Here is a 17,708-nt window from a genome sequence, read left to right on the forward strand (position 1 = left end):
CTTTCTTCCAATCAAGGAGGGCGGTTGTCTGGGTCAATGGGTGAAACCTTCTCCTTGCCACTACCAATCTCACCCTACTTGATCCATCCTTTAATATGATCGAGTGCTTGTTCCGAAGTCTGTTTCCCAGCGACAGTGCCGTCATACACCACCACCGGCGCAATTCCACAGGCCCCCACACACCGGGCCGTGATCAGGGAAACCTCACCATCTGCCGTGGTTTCTCCTTGCTGAATCCCCGCCTGTTTCTCCAGGGAAGCGAGTACCTCACCCCCTCCCTTCACATAGCAGGCCGTTCCCAAGCAGACTACACAGGTATGTGCGCCACTGGGTTTCAGGGAGAACAAGTGGTAAAATGTTGCAACCCCGTAAACCCGACTTAAAGGCAGCTTGAGATTTCGCGCTACATATACTAATACATCTTCTTCCAGATAACCAAACGCTTCCTGAGCTTTATGGAGTACCTCAATCAGCGCATCTTGCCGATACTGGTTCCGCTTCATCGTGATATCCAGTACCTTAAAGCGCTTATCCCCACTCGGATGTTCAGTTGCTGCTTTTTTTTCCTTCGGGGCGGATTTCTCTTGTTGATCGTCGCTTTTTGCCGCAGTTGATTGCATAGCTTATATCCTTACTCTAAACCGTTATCTCCTGGCACTGAACCGTTCTTTCCTCCCTTAACTCTCCCGTTAGTCAGGACGGGACCTAACCCCTTGACTCTAACCTCCCCTTGTTCTTTCTCTACTCTACCGCTTAACTTTAAAACATTTTCATTCATTCTATAAATTTTTGTAATGTTTTTTTAAGACTGGGCGGGAAATCAGTTTAATCCAAGCTGTTGAGGGTATCATAGAAAATAGAGAAACTAGAAATAATTTTAAACCTCTTAAGAATTCTTCCATAACCCTAAAAAATTCGGGTCAAGCTTAACCGGCTTAACCCGCTTTAGTCTTGTAGTTTACCGCTAATTTCATCTATAAAGCGGTAATCCTTATCAACTTCTTAAGAGAATGTTAAATTTAAAAAATCTGCAAATTTTGATAATTTTTAGTTCCCAGGGAATAGAGAGACAGAGGGTCTATTCCCTGCGATAGAGATCGCTTTAGTTTAACAATCAAAAAGTTGCCAAAGTTAAGAATAAGGGATTTGCCATAATCATCCGGTTAAGTCAGAAATTACCCGAACCGATTCGGGGTATTTTCACAATAAAACCGTTGCTAAAGTTACGGAAATTTACTCTTTAAATTAATTTAACAATTGCGAAATAGGAGGAGGGGGGAGATAGGGAGAATTGGGGGATGGGGAGGATAGGGAGGATGGGGGAGATGTTCGTGGTAACGACTTAAATTGTTATACCCCCTCCCGGGTTAACAAATCCGAGGCAACTGTTCTCCACTCAGCATATCCAGAATTCGACTTGCACCAATTTGACTTTGCAACGTCACCAAACCCTGACCCGTCGCCGTCACCGTCCCGATCGCCACCGCATCCACCCCCAGCGGATGAGATTTCATCACCTCCAAAGCACGACCCGCACAGTGTGCCGGAACGAACGCTACAAATCGCCCCTCATTCGCTACATATAGCGGGTCAAAGCCCAAAATCTCACAAGCGCCCCGAACCTGTTCTTGAACGGGAATCGCCCGTTCATCAATGGCAATCCCCACCCCTGCCGATGTGGCAATTTCATTTAACGCACTGGATAACCCACCGCGAGTCAAATCACGCAAACAGTGGATTTCGATACCTGCATCTAGTAACTGTAAGACAAGGGAGGCGATCGCCACTGAATCACTCTCAATCGTCGTTTCAAACTCCAATCCCTCACGGACTGCCATAATTGCAATCCCATGTCGTCCCAAATCCCCATTAATCAGTAAAACATCCCCCTCACGCACCGATTGCGGGGCGATCGCCAGGGAATGTTCAATCATCCCCACCCCTGCGGTATTGATAAAAATCCCATCTCCCTTCCCGCGATCGACCACCTTGGTATCCCCGGTTACAATTTGTACCCCCGCACTCTGTGCCGCCGCCTGCATCGACTGGACTACCCGCCACAGGGTCTCCATTGGCAACCCCTCCTCCAAAATAAACCCTGCCGTCAGATACAAAGGACGCGCACCACTCATCGCCAAATCATTCACCGTCCCATGAACCGCCAAGGAACCAATATCCCCACCGGGAAAAAAGAGAGGACGAATCACATAAGAATCCGTCGTCATTGCAATCTTGTTTCCCGGCAACGTCAACACCACCGAATCATGCGGAGTCCCATCTGCTGTCCCAAACACCGGCAAAAACATTCGTTCAATCAACTGTCGCATTAACGTTCCCCCACCCCCATGCGCTAACAACACATGAGGATATTGAGAAATCGGAATCGGACAGGTTAGGGTAAAATCTTCTATCATGGCGACTGCTTCTATCAACTAAAGGATATTCTACCCCCCAACCCGAGCCCCAAATACCCCCTCTTCTATCCCCAAACCTAGGAATTTTTCCCTAATCTCGTCTCTATCTTTATCCCTTCCCATCGGGATAAGGAACTGCGCCGTCCTGTTTCCTAGCGCCTTTTTCCCAAAACTTTTATCTATGTTAACTCTTTTCCCACACCATAGCGTATTCTAATTAACAGTTTTTTATCTCCTCTTACCTCTAGCATTATCTGGCTGATTGAAACTAAATAGACCCTTTTCCTATTATTGAGGAGTAGAACCCATGATGGACTATCAAAGTATTGAACAAATCTTACAGAATAATCGACGCTGGGCCGCGCAACAGAAGCAAAAAAACGCTAACTATTTCACAAATCTAGCCCGGGGACAAAAACCCCCTTATCTCTATATTGGCTGTTCTGATAGTCGGATGCCATTAACTCAATTTATGCAAGTAGAACCGGGAGAGATTTTTGTACACAGAAATATTGCCAATCAGGTCTGTTTAACTGATATTAATTTCCTTTCGGTCTTAGAATATGCGATCGAGCATTTGCAAGTTGCTCATATTATTGTTTGCGGCCATTATTGTTGTGGCGGGATTAAAGCCGCCCTCGAAGGAACTACATCGGGTCTAGTCGATAGTTGGGTTACCCCCATTCGAGAAATTTACCTGGAAAATAAAGAAGAAATAGACAATTTACCCAACCGAGACACTAAACTGAATTACCTAGCTGAATTAAATGTGAAATTTCAGGTAAAAAATCTCTACCACACTGCTATCGTTCGGAATGCTTTGCGGGAAAACCGTGCCCCCCGAGTGCATGGGTGGGTCCTGGATTTATATTCAGGTTTAATTAAAGATTTAGATATTTCTACGGAAGCGTGGCATCTTTACCCCAGTTGTCCTGCTTCTCAAAAGCCCTTAGTCACCATCGGGTGAGCACAATCAGAAGAAGAAAATAACGCAACTAGACTCGGTTGAAACCCGCCCTAAATCAATCGATAGAGGTTGGAGTTGAGAAAGGGAATGAGTCGCCACATTTCTGCCCTCAACGCCTCCAATGAGGCCAAAATCACAGTTTTAGGTCTCTGGCCCTTAAACTCTACCTCTAGGCTCTAATTTTACCCAACGTGCTGAATTTTATCGGGTTGAGGAATAAATCCCGTGAAATAATGGATATAGCGTGTCTAAATGAATGGTTATCATGATTTAGACTCGCTAGATCAGTAACCCTACCCAGTCCAATCGTCTCTTTTTCTCTGGGGATTCACCCGACGGGGACAAAGGGGCTTTTGCTAGGGGTAGAGGTTCAAAATCCTAACGCGATCGCCCTTAAATCACTATGCATCCATCCCCAATCCTCAATCCCCATAAAAAACCCTCTCATCCCTTGACTCGCCGTCACTTCTTGAAATTAGGGGGGTTATCCAGTATCGGCTTTTTAGCCGCTTTAGGCGGTCCCCATTTTGGGGGGAAAATAGCGCAAGCACAAGGGCAACCACTCCCTCAACTTTCTCCTTTGAAATTTAACACGGTTACGGTAAATGAAAGGGGAGAAATCATCCAAAAAGTCTGCAAAGAAGCCCCATATTTTCAAGAACCTTTAGGCAAGGGTTTGGGGGTTAATTTAGTTCAGATTCCTGGGGGGACTTTTTTGATGGGTTCTCCTCCTACAGAATTAGAACGATATGACAGTGAAGGTCCTGAACACTTCGTGACTTTGCCGGACTTTTTTTTAAGTCAATCTTCTATCACTCAAGCACAGTGGCAAGCAGTGATGGGAACCAATCCTTCCACTTGGCAGCAAGACAATTTACCTGTAGAAAATGTCTCCTGGCATGATGCAGTAGAATTTTGTCACCGACTGGCGCAAAAAACCGGACGGGGATATCGTCTGCCGTCAGAAGCGGAATGGGAATATGCCTGCCGCGCCAAAAGCACGACGCCGTTTTATTTTGGTAAAAAAATCACCCCAGATTTAGGGAATTATGATGAAGTCTTGATGGGAATTCATCCCCATCAAACGACCCCGATTGACAGGTTTCCCGCGAATGGGTTTGGATTAGTCGATATGCATGGGAATCTGTGGGAATGGTGTCAGGATTTATGGCATGATAACTACGAGGGTGCGCCGACGGATGGCAGTGCCTGGGAACTCGGTGGAAATCCGGAATTTCGGATGCTGCGCGGCGGGTCCTGGCATGATTTACCTTGGTATTCTCGCGCAGCGCAACGGTTTGGCAAAGAACCCGATTCTCGGGAAGCGATCGCAGGTTTTCGGATTGCCCTTTCTTGAAAGCTTCTGTTGTAAGTAACCACAGATTACAGAGATTTTCACAGAAATTTACCCGTGAAAATCTCTGTAATCTGTAGTTACTTTTGGTTTAGCGGCATTCTAAGGTTTTCATGGCGATATCCGTGGTTAGAAATATGCGATCACTGCCAATGAATTCGGTAAATCCAATTTTTTTAAGTTTATCCAAAACCGGCCCTTTTACTTCGGCTAGATAAAAGTCTATGCCGATGCTTTTCAAGTCTTCAATTAAGCTTTTTAAAGTTTCTAATCCACTGCCATCAATCACATTAATAGCACTACAAATTAAAACCAAATGCTTGACTTCAGGATGATTTACAAGAGCATTTTGCACGTAAGCTTGTAAGTATTTAGCATTTGCAAAATATAGACTTTCATCAATCCGAATAGCTAAAATATGAGAACAGGTTTTGACCGGATATCGCTCTCTATTGCGAAAATGTTCGGTTTCTCCAATTCGTCCAACGATCGCAATATGGGGTTTGCTGGTGCGCCATAAATGGAGGGCCAAAGAAATAGCAGCCCCGATCAGAATCCCAGTTTCTACGCTGGTGACAAGGACCGAAATAAAGGCAGCACACCAGGCGATCGCATCTCCTTTATCATATTCCCACAGTCGTTTTAAGGTTCCAAAATCTAACAAATTTGCCACCGCTATTAAAATAATAGCGGCTAAAATGGTTTGCGGTAAAAAATAAAATAAGGGCGTTAAAAACATCACCGTAATCGCAATCACAGTCGCCGTAATAATCGATGCCAATCCCGTATTTGCACCTGCCGCAAAATTCACCACGGACCGACTCAATCCCCCGGTAACCGGATATCCTCCGGTGAAAGCAGCACTAGCATTCGCTGCACCTAATGCAATTAATTCCTGGTTTGCATCCAGTTTTTGGCGTTTTTTACTGCCTAAAAAACTCCCCACCGCAAAGGCTTCCATAAATCCCACAAAGCTAATCGCTAAAGCAGCCGGAAATAATTGTTCTAGGGTTGTCCCATTCAAAACTGGGAGGGAAATCGGTGGCAATCCTTGAGGAATCGTTCCTACCACTTTAACTCCAGCAATTTCATTTAATTTCAATCCCCAAACCAAGAGAGAACTAACAATCACCAACAGCAAGGGCGCACTTTTGGTAATCGGGACGATAGCCGCTTCGGAGACTCGCCATAGTTTCAGATAATCCTTAATTTTTTGGTTAAAAAAGATTAAAATACCCAAAGCCGTTAACCCTAAAATCAAGGTAACTCCGTTGGTATTTCCCAGTTCTGTAGCTAAATAATAAACCAGTTGCAAAAAAGACTCAGTTTGGGGGATTTTTACCCCCAATAAATGTTTAAGTTGGCTGACTCCTATTAAAATAGCCGCTGCACTAATAAATCCCGAAATCACCGACTGACTGAGGAAATTAACCAAAAATCCAAGGCGAAAGACTCCCATTAGAATTTCGATGATTCCCACTAAAAAAGCCAGGGTTAAGGCTAATCTTAAATATTCAGCCGTATTTTCCGCACCGAAGGTGCTAACGGCAGCGGCAACCATTAAAGAATCTACCGCAACAGGCGCAACGGAGAGGTTGTTACTCGTTCCTAAGCAAGCATAAACAATCAGGGGTAAAATACTGGCATATAACCCCACTTCTGGGGGTAATCCCGCCAGCATGGCATAAGCCATCCCTTGAGGAATCAGCAAGCTGGCAACAATAATCCCAGCGGTAATATCTCCGACTAAATACTCACGCCGATATTTTAATCCCCAAGTTAAAACGGGAAGATAATGTTTCATGACATTCACCAATAACAGGGGTCAAAGAGACTTAAGTTAGCCTGAATCGAGTTGGAAGGATTCCTGAGATAAAGTAGTCAAATTGTGGTTAGGCGACCGATTGTTTACCACAACGTTCATTAGCTGGAACTGCTTCAGCAATTTTCTTGGGGTCGGGCAAATTTAGGTTATTCATTTGGTGAATAAAACTCTCCCGATTTTTACCAACAAACCGGGGATTATAGGTTTTTTCTTCGCCAATGGTGGAGACGGTTCGACCTTTATAGTCATGACCTGGATAGACTAAGGTTTGATCGGGTAATGTGAACAGTTTTTGAGTAACACAATCATACAAAGACCCCGCATCTCCACTTTGAAAGTCAGTGCGTCCGCATCCGCGAATGAGTAGGGAGTCTCCGGTTAAAATGCGATCGCCATTGACGAGATAAGCATTATGGCTATCGGTATGTCCCAAGGTGGCGATCGTTTTAATTTCGATGTCTCCAACCTGTAAAATTTCCCCATCTTTGATAAAGAGATCGGCACAGGCGGCATTGGCTTTATCTGGGACGACTCCCTGACACTTGGTACGCGATCGCAACTCTCCCGTACCCGTGATGTGATCCGCATGAATATGGGTTTCCAAGCAATAGCGCAAGGTTAATCCCAACTCTTGCAGCAATTGCAAATCACGCTCAACCTGCTCAATCACAGGATCCACTAACACCGCTTCTTGGGTCGTTTCGTCAGCAATTAAATAAGTATATGTACTGGTTTCATTATCATAGAGTTGGCGGAATAGCATAGGTCGTTTCTCCTGATCCGTTAGCAATTTTCCACTTGTACCGTTGCCTGGAACCGAGTCTATCAGTCCCCTTAAGCGGCGATCGCCTTTTCTCCTGGGGTCCGATGGGTAGCCTCTACGGTGAGCATATCCAGACAACTTGACATTTATGGATGTACTACTATATAGTAATGGAATAAACTGAAATTGACAACTGTTGAGTAAATCTACTCAAACAGCCCAGATCCTCTAACCCCCTCCCCGAAATAGATTAATTTCACTAAATGTTCTAAATCTTTCCACCGTTCATGACATCCCAGTGTTGTCTATACCTAACCTAAATTAAATTAATCCCCTAAGAGGCTAACCATGATAACGAACCAAACCAATCAACTACTCGATATTGATGCTCTGACGCTGAAAAATAGCCTAGAAGAGCAAAAAATTACCTTGATTGATGTCCGGGAACCGGGGGAATTTGCGGGAGAACATATCAAAGGAGCTACCCTATTACCTCTCTCTCAATTTGACCCCAATTCGCCTAAATTACAGGGCAAAAAAGATATTGTTCTATACTGTCAAAGTGGCAACCGTTCCCGACAAGCAGCGCAAAAACTCTTAGCGGCAGGAGTTCCTGATGTGATGCAACTGAAAGGGGGAATAACCGGATGGAAACAAGCGGGATATCCAATCGAAGTGAATAAAAACGCCCCAATTTCTATTTTCCGTCAGGTGCAAATTGTGGCAGGAACCCTGATGTTTACGGGTACAGTGCTCGGTTATTTTGTTAGCCCCGGGTTTTTAATTCTGAGTGGGTTTGTGGGGGCTGGTTTAGTCTTTGCGGGTATTAGTAATACTTGTGCAATGGGAATGTTATTAGCTAAACTGCCTTACAATCAAGTGAAATAGTCAGTAGAATTTTAAAATATCAAACCTGGGGATAGCGCTGTGCTATCTCCAGGTTTGATATTTTAAAAAATTCCATGTGTTTCCTAAGATTGTTTTGTCGAAAGATTCCGATTCTTTATCAGGACTCAGGACGGTAATCTAAGGAATCAAAAAACTGATTAATACTGGAATTCCAAAGGTTTCGATTAACCCCTATCAGGCTATTATGTCCAGCTTCGGGAGAAATTACAATTTGTTTTGGACCTTGTAGATTTTCGTATAAGTCTTGAATTTCTTCTACCGTAGTCCACTTGTCTTGCTCCCCATGAATCACCAATGCAGGACACTTGACATCCTTAGCAAACTCAATGGGATTATGGGTAAATCCATTAATTCCCTGCTGAACTCCCGCCCAAAATACGACAAGCTCGGCTATTAAAAAAGAGGGAATTTTATGGTAATTAAATCGCACTTTAATAGCATTCAATAAATGAGAAAACGGTAATTCTAAAATAATGGCATCAGGTTGAATATCATATTTAGAAATGGCCCGCAAAATAGCGGCAGTTCCCATAGAAATTCCATACAGAATGAGCGGAGAGGGCAAGTTTAAACTTTGTACATATTCCAGGCTGGTAACTACATCCTCAGCTTCTTTGATGCCAACCGTAATGGTGTTACCACTGGAACCGCCAACGCCTTGAAAATCGATTAAAACTGAATCATACCCTAGGCTGCTAAAGGTCTCGGCTGGTCCCAAGAGTTGGCTGCCTTTCGTGCCTAAATTTCCAGGAAATAAAAGAACTGTGCCTTTTGAATTGGGAAGGTTAGGGGGAATGAGCCATGCTTCTAACCATGCGGTTTGGCTGATAGGAATCCTGTGAGTGGTGTAGGCTAATCCTCGGTCTGAAGGGGTCTGGGAATTGCTGGGCTTTAGCATTCCCAGTTCGGGTTCTCCAGAAACTCGAACGTGAGTCATTTGGTAAGCTAAAAGGTAGGTGGAAACATTCAAAAGAATGACACCCAGGACCAATACTGCACCGAGTCTATTTTGCCATCGCGGTCTGGCTGGTTTACTGTTTTGGCCTTGGATGGAGGGATTTCTTTTAGGGGTTGCTCGTCTGCTGCTCCAAGCCAGGATCCCGCAAGATAAGCTAATAGAGACGAGTACAATGCTAAAGGGCTTGACTGGAAATAACCAAGCATTGATCACACCTAATCTATGTAATATTAATAAGGTGAGAAGGGTAGCGAATAAGAGAATGAGAGCCAAGCAACTGGCTATAATCAGTAACTTACGGGATGCGCTCATAATGAGGTCCTTAAGTGTTGAATTTTTAACAAAATTACTAAACGATCGCGCCAATTTGTGGTAGAGTTGGTGCAGTCTTTATCCAAAACGGTTAGCAGACTATGCTATTGTCTTTTTTAATCTTTGTCAACTCCGGGTGGAGGGATTAATAAAATGAGGGTTCTTCAGGCGTATTTTTAGACTTTTGAAAATTGAGTTATCCCTCCAATCAAGCGTATAAGCCGAGGAGAACCCTAGGACTGTCCACTAATTTTTTAACTAGAACCCCTATGAACGTAGATGATATTCAGACCCGATATCTACAAGGCGATCGCACCTTTCGGAAAGCGAATCTCCGGGAAGCAGATTTAATTGATGGTCATTTCCACGGAATCAACTTGAATGAGGCCGATTTACGACAAGCTCGACTCGGCAAAACTGACTTCAGTCGCGCCAGTTTTCGGGAGGCGGATTTGAGCGAAGCCATTCTGTGGGGAACTGAATTAAGTGAGGCGGATTTATATCGCGCTAATCTCAGAGAAGCTGATTTGAGTGGTGCCAAGCTGACTTATGCCAATTTAGAGTTAGCAAACCTCAGTAAAGCCAGTTTATGTGGTGCTAATTTAGTGGGAAGTCGCTTATCTCGGGCGAATTTATTTGCAGCGGATCTCCGTCCCACTTCTGACCAAGTAACGGATTTGGGGCAAGCTGTCTTAAAATACGCTGATTTATGCTACGCCAACCTCAGTGGCGCGTTGTTGTATCAAACAGATTTAGAACGAGCAAAGCTGTGTCGCGCTCATCTGAATCGAACATTTCAACAGAAGGCAGCGGATCTGAGTGAAGCGATTTTACGCGAGGTTGACCTGAGTTTTGCCGACTTGACGGGGGTGAATTTACGCGGGGCTGATTTACGAGGGGCGGATTTGACCGGCGCAATTCTGATCGATGCCAATTTAGAAGATGCGATCATGCCTGATGGCAGCCTTTACCGAAAATCACACTGATTTGGGATGGGTTTTTGTGCCGTGAATCGGTATGATCTTAAAGTGATTTCTGGCCCTAGGGCAGTCGCCGGTTTCGGCGGCGTCTGGACTCCATCCTACTGTTCCCCTCTCTAATCAATTTCCAGTTTGTCTTCCAAGGAGTAATCAAAGTTTATGGCGTATCTCTGGTTTAAGTCTTTCCATATTATTGGCTTTGTCGCTTGGTTTGCCGGGTTATTTTATTTACCCCGGTTGTTTGTCTATCATATTGAAGCCAGTGAGCGCCCGGAAGCGGTTAGATCCGCGCTCAAAACTGAATATAACCGCATGGAAAAACGGCTCTACAAACTAATTATGATGCCTGCGATGATTTTTACTATTATCATGGCCGCTGGCATTATCTATCAGGAACCCGGTGTATTTAAGGAAACTTGGCTTCATGTCAAACTGTTGTTAGTCTTGGCCTTAGTTGGCTTCCATCATTACTGTGGCCGGATAATTCGTCAGTTGGAGGAGGGAACTTGTACCATTAGTGGAATCCAAATGCGACGGCTGAATGAAGTCCCCACGATTATCCTCGCTTTAGTGGTGTTTTTAGCCATTTTCAAAAACAATTTTCCAACGGATATTGTTTCCTGGGGAACCATTGCTGCAATTATTGCTTTTGCGGTAATTATTCAACTTTATGCTCGCAAACGTCGGTTGCAAGAACAGGGAGAATTGGAGGTATCTAGTTAAGGTCCGGATATTAGTTATGATCGCCCTTCGACTCAACGAGCAAGGGCGATCGCCTCACTGCCTGAACTGTTATCGAACCGTTCCCCGTAATGCCTCTGCATCAATGCCTTTAAGAAAATAAATCCGCAGCAAATGGCCGAAAATCGACAATTGAAAGGGTAACTTCTTCAACGCCTTGATCCACTTTGGTTGAGAACTGGCCTCAATTTCTGAAAGTTTACCATTCAAGTCACAACAGCGCTCTAACCGAGAGAAGAATTCCGGATGTTCCGTATTTAGACCCGAGGGGAATGCGCGCAAAGCCGTTTCATTGGTTTTCCGAATCACTTCGTGATCAAACTCTGTGGGGTCGATTCCCAGCGCATGATAGAATCCTGTGCGTTCATGTACCGTCAAGGTATGGGTAGCAAACACGGTTAGCAGGAAAAAGCGACTCCATAACCGGGAAGTCCAGGTTTGCCAGAGTTTCGGTTGCGATCGCAGCAGTGCCTTGAAAATATCCCCATGCCGGTTCTCATCCTGACACCAGCTTTCAAAATAATTAAATAACGGATAAAACTGATGCTCTGGATGCTGTTCCAGATGGCGATAAATAATAATATAACGCCAATATCCAATCTTCTCTGACAGATAAACCGTGTACAATACCCACTCAATTGGGAAAAAGGTATAAACCCGATGTTTGGTCAGATAGCTCAAATCCATTGTACAGCCAAAATCGGCCATTGCCTTATTTAAAAATCCGGCATGACGCGCTTCATCTCTAGCCATCAAACTAAACATTTCGGCCAATAAAGGACTGCGCTCTTTCAGGTTGCGCGAAAGTTCTTTAAACAGTAGAAATCCGGAAAATTCCGATACACAGGACCGTTCCAAATAATCAATAAAGGCTTGGCGCGCTTCTCCCGTAATATGATCCCAAGATTGGGCAAACTCCTCATTTCGCACGAAGTGATGACGGTTGTAGTCGGCCCGCATTTCCTCTAACATCGCCCGCAACTCGGTTTCTTGGGCTGATAAATCGAGGTTGGCGGTTTTTTCAAAGTCCGTTGTATAAAAGCGGGGGGTCAGGATATTTTCCTTCAGGGCCTTAGTTTTGGTGACGGACATCTCCGCAGGGGCCTGGGATGGGGTAGCAATCATGGGCGGGTCCTCATAAAAAACTTAATAGCTTTCAAGTTATAATACTTTTTCCATTTTGAAAAGACCCTTACCCCAAAACCGTAACAATCGTTAACGTTCAACAACTGTTAAGTTATGTAACAAATTATTACTTTATCGCTGTATGGTTATATACTAGCTGAAGTCGGTCACGGGTTCCCTTGCTGGAGATGGCCCCAACCGGCATTACCCAGATAAATCTAAAAGGAAAAAGGTCATTTGACATGAGCCACGATTTAGCCACCCGCTTGAGAGAAGGAACCCAAAAGTCCCACACCGCCGCCGAAAATACAGCTTATATGAAGTGCTTCCTGAAAGGGATTGTGGAGCGCGAGCCATTCCGCAAGTTGCTCGCCAATCTCTATGGGGTGTATCGTGTGATGGAAGAAGCAATGCGACAACACCAGGATGATCTGGTAGTGGGACCGATGTATTTCCCGGAACTCAACCGCACGGCGAATCTGGAAAAAGACCTCGCCTTTTATTATGGTGAAAACTGGCGCAGTCAGATTGTCCCCTTAAATGCGGGACAGATTTACGTCGATCGCCTTCAGCAACTCGCGGATACTGACCCGGCGCTGCTCGTTGCTCATGCTTATACTCGCTATATGGGAGATCTTTCGGGAGGTCAAAGTTTGAAAAAGATTATCCGATCGGCTTTGGATTTACCCGAGAATCAAGGCACATCCCTCCATGAATTTGATGAAATTCCCACCGTCGAAGCACGACGAGCGTTTAAAGAAAAGTATCGGGATGCTTTGAATTCTTTACCTGTGGATGAGGCAACTATTGAACGGATTGTCGAAGAAGCTAATTATGCGTTTCATCTGAATCGAGATGTGGTGCATGAGTTGGAAGATGATGTCAAAGCAGCGATCGGGGTTCATGTCTTTGAGTTGCTTACCAAGCAGGATAAACCGGGAAGTACCGAGAGACATTCTCGCCATTCTGCCTCGATACCGGCGGAAGTAGGAGCCTGATTTTTTGACTTTAAATCAAGTATGAGAGGCTGGATTTAGACTTGCTGTATTTGGTAAAAGAACCTCACCCTAACCCTCCCCTTAGCAAGGGGAGGGGACCGGAGCTTACAAGAGTAGGTTTTTTAAGTTCATGGTTATTTAGCTTACTATTTAACTGAACTTCCGGTCCCCTCCCCTTAGCAAGGGGAGGGCTAGGGTGGGGTTCTCTCCCCTCGCTAAGGCGAGGGGACCGGAGAGATTTTGTAAACCCATTGAGTTGCTATCTGACAAAAAATACCCATGAATGCTTTAATTTCTACTGTTGAATTTGACGCTTATTTGTTGAAAAAGTATGACCGTCCAGTGCCACGGTACACCAGCTATCCACCGGCGACGGAATTGAAATATGACTTTGAAGAAGTCGGATTTAGAGCCGCTGTTGCTGTTGGCAACTATAAGAAAACTCCCTTATCTCTGTATTGCCATATTCCCTTTTGTGAAACCCCTTGTTATTTCTGTGGGTGCAATACCATCATAACCCAGCGGAAATCCTTAGCTGAACCTTATCTGGATTATCTAACTCGTCAAATTCGGGCAATGGCAGAACTGGTGGATACGAGTCGTTCTGTGAATCAAATGCACTGGGGGGGAGGAACACCGAATTATTTATCGCTTCCTCAAGTAGAACAGTTGTGGAAAACGATTAATCAGTATTTCCAGTTTGAGGACAATGCGGAAGTTTCCATTGAGGTAAATCCCCGGTTTTTAGATAAAAACTATCTGTTGTTTTTAAAAGATTTGGGATTTAACCGGATTAGCTTTGGAATTCAAGACTTTAATCCGAAAGTGCAGCAAGCGGTGAATCGAATTCAGCCCGAAGCGATGCTGTTTCAGGTGATGGATTGGGTGCGGGATGCGGGATTTGAAAGTGTCAATGTGGACCTGATTTATGGGTTGCCGTTTCAAACGTTGGAAACCTTCCGGGATACAATTCATAAAACCACGCAACTGGATCCGGACCGAATTGCGGTGTTTAATTTCGCTTATGTTCCTTGGTTAAAACCTGTTCAGCGATTGATTCCGGAGGAGGCACTACCCCCGGCATCGGAAAAGATGGATATCTTAAAAATGGCGATCGAGGATTTAGGGGAAGCGGATTATCAGTTTATTGGTATGGATCATTTTGCCAAACCGAACGATGAACTGGCGATCGCCCAACGGGAAGGCAAGCTACATCGGAACTTTCAAGGATATACCACCAAACCGGAATCAGATTTAATCGGGTTGGGGATGACTTCAATTAGTATGCTGCATGATGTCTATACCCAAAATCACAAACGCTTGAAAGACTATTATGCAGCGATCGATTGTCAGGAGTTGCCGATTGAAAAGGGGGTGAGTCTGAGTGCTGATGATATCCTGCGCCGGATGGTGATTATGGAGTTAATGTGCCAATTTGAACTCTCTAAGAACGAATTTGAGCAAAAATATCATCTCAGCTTCGATTGTGATTTTGATGAGTATTTTGCAGCAGAGCAATTGGAGTTACGCCAGCTAGAAGCGGATGGATTAGTGCGCCTGTCTCCTAATCATATTGAGGTCACTCCAGTGGGACGGTTGTTGGTTCGGAATGTAGCGGCTGTTTTTGATACTTATCTCGGCCAAAAAGCATTGAATAGTTTCTCTAAAGCAATTTAGGGAAAGCTCAAGCTCAGTGTTTTTAACGACTTTAGTCGTTCCCTGTTTGGAATAAACAGCAGGCAGAGCCTTGAATTGGCATTCTCTGGCAGAGTTAGAGAACAAGTCCAATTTATTTATTGTGTGGTTGAGGAAGTGTGTATGCAGTTAGAATCAATGTCAAATTATCCTAAAAATAAATCCCAGCTTAATTGGGTAATTACAGCGTTTTTTATCGCCATTCATTGTCTTGCTTTATTAGCACCTTGGTGTTTTTCCTGGTCCGCATTCGGGGCGATGTTATTTCTCCACTGGTTTTTAGGAAGTATTGGCATTTGTTTGGGCTATCATCGCCTATTGAGTCATCGGAGTTTTCAAGTTCCAAAATGGCTAGAATATGCGATCGCCCTCGTTGGTGCATCGGCACTTCAAGGCGGACCCATTTTTTGGACTGCCGGACATCGGTTACATCATGCCTATACTGAAGATGAAATCAAAGACCCCTATTCGGCGCGCAAGGGCTTTTGGTGGAGTCATCTGCTTTGGATGATTTATCCCCGTCCCGAATTTTTTAACAAAGAATTGTATAACCGATTCGCTCCCGATTTAGCCCGGGACCCTTTCTACTGTTGGCTCGATCGCTACTCTCTATTGATGCAAGTTCCGTTAGTGGTTGTCCTTTATCTCTTGGGCGGTTGGTCCTTTATCGTCTATGGGGTATTTGTGCGAATTGTGCTACTGTGGCATAGCACTTGGCTGATTAATTCGGTTACCCATCTGTGGGGATACAAAACTTTTCCCACTGAGGATAATTCCCGAAATCTCTGGTGGGCGGCAATTTTCACTTATGGCGAAGGATGGCATAATAATCATCATGCTTATCCCAATGTTGCTAAAGCCGGTTGGCGGTGGTGGGAATTGGATATGACTTGGTGGGCGATTTGGGTTTTAAAAACCGTTGGGTTAGCCAAAAAAGTAGTGATGCCGCCTACCGCCAAAGCACCCCAGGGATAAGCTGCTTTTTCAAGCGATCGCCTAAAAAGCCGGAAACTTCAAAACTTGGGCGATCGCCTCCGTTGCCTGCATCATCCGCCCCTCGTGACTTCCCCCTAGCACAATATATCGTCTTCCCTGACGTTCCAACTCGTCCAAAAACCATTGGTGCATGGTCATTCGGAGGGACTCACTTTCTCGGGTCCCATCCTGCACAAATCCAAAATCCGGTGTAGTCAAAAGATATAAATCATAATTTCGACTCGCGGCGATTTGTTCCAATTTCTCACAGCGTGAACCGAGATACCGGCGATGCCAAATACAGGTAGCGAGGGGGTCTGTATCGCACGCCACCAAGCGATTCGCACGGATTGCCAGGGCCTCTTCCCAGGCGATTTGTCCCTGGGCAATTTGTATAAATTCGTCCCTGTCCCAATGGTGAGAATCCGGTAGATATTGCCGTCCCTCCCAATACGATCGCCCGTATTCTGGGACCCAGACGGTTTGATACTGTTCTGCCAGCGATCGCGCCAGGGTGGTAGTGCCACTGGATTCTACCCCCACCACTGCGATCCGCTTGGCAAAATAGGCTTTTGCCGGAGGTGTAAGCATCTGCCAATGAACCCCGAGGTCCTGACGCAGTTGGGTTCCAGAAATGGGGAATGCCTCCCGAGGGCAGTCAATGGCAATATGTCTTACACCCATAAACGCCGCCCAAGGTTCCCCATACGCCTCAGAGGTAAAGGCAATATCCGGTTTTCTTCCGCTTAGTAATTCCAGGGTACGTTTTGCCCAAGGTTCGGGCGCTTCGGGCAAATCATCCAGAGTTTCATAGACTTCTACATCGGGATGCATCACTCGAATCCAGTTCGCCCGTAAGCTGCCAGGAATCGCTTGTTCTGGTTTAGCCCCTACCACGACAACTAATTGATCAACTTGCGCTTTTGCCTGACGAATTAAAAAATCATGTCCCCGGTGGAAAGGATAGAATTTACCCACAGTAACCCCGAGTTTCATGGTTCTGTTTTCTCCTGTTTTTGTTCAGAATAAAGTCGTTTAAAATTTTGCAATCCCCCGATCGCTAAAAGCCAAAATATGGCATAGAGGAAACTGGTCAGGTAAAGACCCCGAGAGGCATAGAGAGGAACATAAATGGTGTCTACGCCAATCCATAAATACCAACTTTCGACATAGCGCTGCATTAATAATAATTGGGCGATCGCACTGGCAACGGTGGTGAGGGCATCCCAAAATGGGGCGCTCCCATTCATAGCAATTAACAGCGATCGCAACCCAATTACACTCACCGTTAATATCCCTACCAGCCAAGGTATCCAACGGGGAGGAATCCGGGCGATCGGTTTTTCGGTGTGATTTTCCCCGCCACGCAGCCAACTGTAAATCGCTTGCAAACTGGTGACTAAATAAAAGAGTTGAATCGCCACTTCCCCATAAAGTCGAACCTGATAAAACACCCAGGTATAGGCAAGCACTCCCACTAAACCAATCCACCATCCCAACGGGTTATTTTTAGAAAGTAACCAGACACTCCATGCCGAAGTAACAACGGCGATCGCCTCAATCAAGGTAATCTCCAATTCCATCCAATTTTGCACCGGCAACAGCAACAGGAAAAGACTGCCTATAATCCCGATGAGAATTTGCCTATTGATCGGTGGGATGCTCATAGTTTTAGCCGGTAAAGAAAATAAA

General features: G+C 45.0%; 16 protein-coding genes. 8 read left to right on the forward strand and 8 right to left on the reverse strand.

The features are described 5' to 3' along the window. Positions 1–74: 74 nt before the first annotated feature. Together hoxE and hypE are read right to left on the reverse strand one after the other, a co-directional pair. Positions 75–620, reverse strand: a complete 546-nt coding sequence (gene hoxE / locus NG796_RS19690; RefSeq protein ID WP_261208620.1) for a bidirectional hydrogenase complex protein HoxE — start codon at positions 618–620, stop codon at positions 75–77. A gap of 747 nt (positions 621–1,367) precedes the next feature. Further along, positions 1,368–2,414 carry a hydrogenase expression/formation protein HypE gene (hypE, locus tag NG796_RS19695; protein WP_261208704.1) on the reverse strand — a complete coding sequence of 349 codons (1,047 nt, stop codon included), beginning with the start codon at positions 2,412–2,414 and terminating at the stop codon, positions 1,368–1,370. 307 nt (positions 2,415–2,721) lie between these two features. Here hypE and NG796_RS19700 point away from each other — a divergent pair, with 307 nt between their 5' ends. After that, complete coding sequence (locus NG796_RS19700) at positions 2,722–3,381, forward strand: carbonic anhydrase (protein WP_261208621.1); 660 nt, start codon at positions 2,722–2,724, stop codon at positions 3,379–3,381. Positions 3,382–3,784: 403 nt separating this feature from the next. Then, a complete protein-coding gene (locus tag NG796_RS19705) occupies positions 3,785–4,738 on the forward strand; it encodes a formylglycine-generating enzyme family protein (RefSeq protein WP_261208622.1) in 954 nt (317 codons plus the stop codon). A gap of 88 nt (positions 4,739–4,826) precedes the next feature. Here the strand turns inward: NG796_RS19705 and NG796_RS19710 are convergent, their stop codons facing one another. Together NG796_RS19710 and NG796_RS19715 are read right to left on the reverse strand one after the other, a co-directional pair. Beyond that, positions 4,827–6,539: a SulP family inorganic anion transporter gene (locus tag NG796_RS19710; protein WP_261208623.1), complete on the reverse strand. Its 1,713-nt coding sequence runs from the start codon at positions 6,537–6,539 to the stop codon at positions 4,827–4,829. Between the two features lie 88 nt (positions 6,540–6,627). After that, positions 6,628–7,323, reverse strand: coding sequence for an MBL fold metallo-hydrolase (locus NG796_RS19715; RefSeq protein ID WP_261208626.1), 696 nt, complete (start codon positions 7,321–7,323; stop codon positions 6,628–6,630). A gap of 348 nt (positions 7,324–7,671) precedes the next feature. Between NG796_RS19715 and NG796_RS19720 the strand changes: the two genes are divergently transcribed. Then, positions 7,672–8,211: a rhodanese-like domain-containing protein gene (locus NG796_RS19720; protein ID WP_261208628.1), complete on the forward strand. Its 540-nt coding sequence runs from the start codon at positions 7,672–7,674 to the stop codon at positions 8,209–8,211. A gap of 118 nt (positions 8,212–8,329) precedes the next feature. On the opposite strand, the gene NG796_RS19725 is transcribed toward NG796_RS19720, so the two are convergent. Then, positions 8,330–9,502: an alpha/beta hydrolase gene (locus NG796_RS19725; RefSeq protein WP_261208630.1), complete on the reverse strand. Its 1,173-nt coding sequence runs from the start codon at positions 9,500–9,502 to the stop codon at positions 8,330–8,332. Positions 9,503–9,771: 269 nt separating this feature from the next. Between NG796_RS19725 and hetL the strand changes: the two genes are divergently transcribed. Then, the gene (gene hetL, locus NG796_RS19730; RefSeq protein WP_261208633.1) at positions 9,772–10,488 is read left to right on the forward strand and encodes a heterocyst differentiation pentapeptide repeat protein HetL; all 717 of its coding nucleotides are present in this window, start codon (positions 9,772–9,774) and stop codon (positions 10,486–10,488) included. A 153-nt stretch (positions 10,489–10,641) separates the two neighbouring features. Continuing rightward, complete coding sequence (gene hemJ / locus NG796_RS19735; protein WP_261208635.1) at positions 10,642–11,205, forward strand: protoporphyrinogen oxidase HemJ; 564 nt, start codon at positions 10,642–10,644, stop codon at positions 11,203–11,205. A 69-nt stretch (positions 11,206–11,274) separates the two neighbouring features. Here the strand turns inward: hemJ and acsF are convergent, their stop codons facing one another. Further along, positions 11,275–12,348: a magnesium-protoporphyrin IX monomethyl ester (oxidative) cyclase gene (gene acsF / locus NG796_RS19740; protein ID WP_261208638.1), complete on the reverse strand. Its 1,074-nt coding sequence runs from the start codon at positions 12,346–12,348 to the stop codon at positions 11,275–11,277. A 242-nt stretch (positions 12,349–12,590) separates the two neighbouring features. Here acsF and NG796_RS19745 point away from each other — a divergent pair, with 242 nt between their 5' ends. The 3 genes from NG796_RS19745 to NG796_RS19755 all read left to right on the forward strand — a co-directional run bounded on the left by NG796_RS19745 (position 12,591) and on the right by NG796_RS19755 (position 16,016). Next, positions 12,591–13,346 carry a heme oxygenase (biliverdin-producing) gene (locus NG796_RS19745; RefSeq protein ID WP_261208639.1) on the forward strand — a complete coding sequence of 252 codons (756 nt, stop codon included), beginning with the start codon at positions 12,591–12,593 and terminating at the stop codon, positions 13,344–13,346. A 279-nt stretch (positions 13,347–13,625) separates the two neighbouring features. Next, positions 13,626–15,023: an oxygen-independent coproporphyrinogen III oxidase gene (hemN, locus tag NG796_RS19750; protein ID WP_261208642.1), complete on the forward strand. Its 1,398-nt coding sequence runs from the start codon at positions 13,626–13,628 to the stop codon at positions 15,021–15,023. A gap of 141 nt (positions 15,024–15,164) precedes the next feature. Further along, entirely contained in the window at positions 15,165–16,016 is an 852-nt protein-coding gene (locus tag NG796_RS19755) for an acyl-CoA desaturase (RefSeq protein ID WP_261208643.1), read from the forward strand. Positions 16,017–16,037: 21 nt separating this feature from the next. On the opposite strand, the gene NG796_RS19760 is transcribed toward NG796_RS19755, so the two are convergent. Further along, positions 16,038–17,012 (reverse strand): AAA family ATPase, encoded by a 975-nt coding sequence (locus NG796_RS19760; RefSeq protein WP_261208644.1) that lies wholly within the window; start codon positions 17,010–17,012, stop codon positions 16,038–16,040. Continuing rightward, entirely contained in the window at positions 17,009–17,683 is a 675-nt protein-coding gene (gene pnuC / locus NG796_RS19765) for a nicotinamide riboside transporter PnuC (RefSeq protein ID WP_261208646.1), read from the reverse strand. Before pnuC ends, NG796_RS19760 begins: the two co-directional genes overlap by 4 nt. Positions 17,684–17,708 lie beyond the last annotated feature (25 nt).

The sequence above is a fragment of the Laspinema sp. D2d genome (genome assembly GCF_025370755.1).
GTDB lineage: Bacteria > Cyanobacteriota > Cyanobacteriia > Cyanobacteriales > Laspinemataceae > Laspinema.

Coding starts and splice junctions, on each gene's coding strand:
- hoxE (WP_261208620.1), bottom strand. CDS start 620: ATGCAATCAACTGCGGCAAAAAGCGACGATCAACAAGAGAAATCCGCC.
- hypE (WP_261208704.1), bottom strand. CDS start 2,414: ATGATAGAAGATTTTACCCTAACCTGTCCGATTCCGATTTCTCAATAT.
- NG796_RS19700 (WP_261208621.1), top strand. CDS start 2,722: ATGATGGACTATCAAAGTATTGAACAAATCTTACAGAATAATCGACGC.
- NG796_RS19705 (WP_261208622.1), top strand. CDS start 3,785: ATGCATCCATCCCCAATCCTCAATCCCCATAAAAAACCCTCTCATCCC.
- NG796_RS19710 (WP_261208623.1), bottom strand. CDS start 6,539: ATGAAACATTATCTTCCCGTTTTAACTTGGGGATTAAAATATCGGCGT.
- NG796_RS19715 (WP_261208626.1), bottom strand. CDS start 7,323: ATGCTATTCCGCCAACTCTATGATAATGAAACCAGTACATATACTTAT.
- NG796_RS19720 (WP_261208628.1), top strand. CDS start 7,672: ATGATAACGAACCAAACCAATCAACTACTCGATATTGATGCTCTGACG.
- NG796_RS19725 (WP_261208630.1), bottom strand. CDS start 9,502: ATGAGCGCATCCCGTAAGTTACTGATTATAGCCAGTTGCTTGGCTCTC.
- hetL (WP_261208633.1), top strand. CDS start 9,772: ATGAACGTAGATGATATTCAGACCCGATATCTACAAGGCGATCGCACC.
- hemJ (WP_261208635.1), top strand. CDS start 10,642: ATGGCGTATCTCTGGTTTAAGTCTTTCCATATTATTGGCTTTGTCGCT.
- acsF (WP_261208638.1), bottom strand. CDS start 12,348: ATGATTGCTACCCCATCCCAGGCCCCTGCGGAGATGTCCGTCACCAAA.
- NG796_RS19745 (WP_261208639.1), top strand. CDS start 12,591: ATGAGCCACGATTTAGCCACCCGCTTGAGAGAAGGAACCCAAAAGTCC.
- hemN (WP_261208642.1), top strand. CDS start 13,626: ATGAATGCTTTAATTTCTACTGTTGAATTTGACGCTTATTTGTTGAAA.
- NG796_RS19755 (WP_261208643.1), top strand. CDS start 15,165: ATGCAGTTAGAATCAATGTCAAATTATCCTAAAAATAAATCCCAGCTT.
- NG796_RS19760 (WP_261208644.1), bottom strand. CDS start 17,012: ATGAAACTCGGGGTTACTGTGGGTAAATTCTATCCTTTCCACCGGGGA.
- pnuC (WP_261208646.1), bottom strand. CDS start 17,683: ATGAGCATCCCACCGATCAATAGGCAAATTCTCATCGGGATTATAGGC.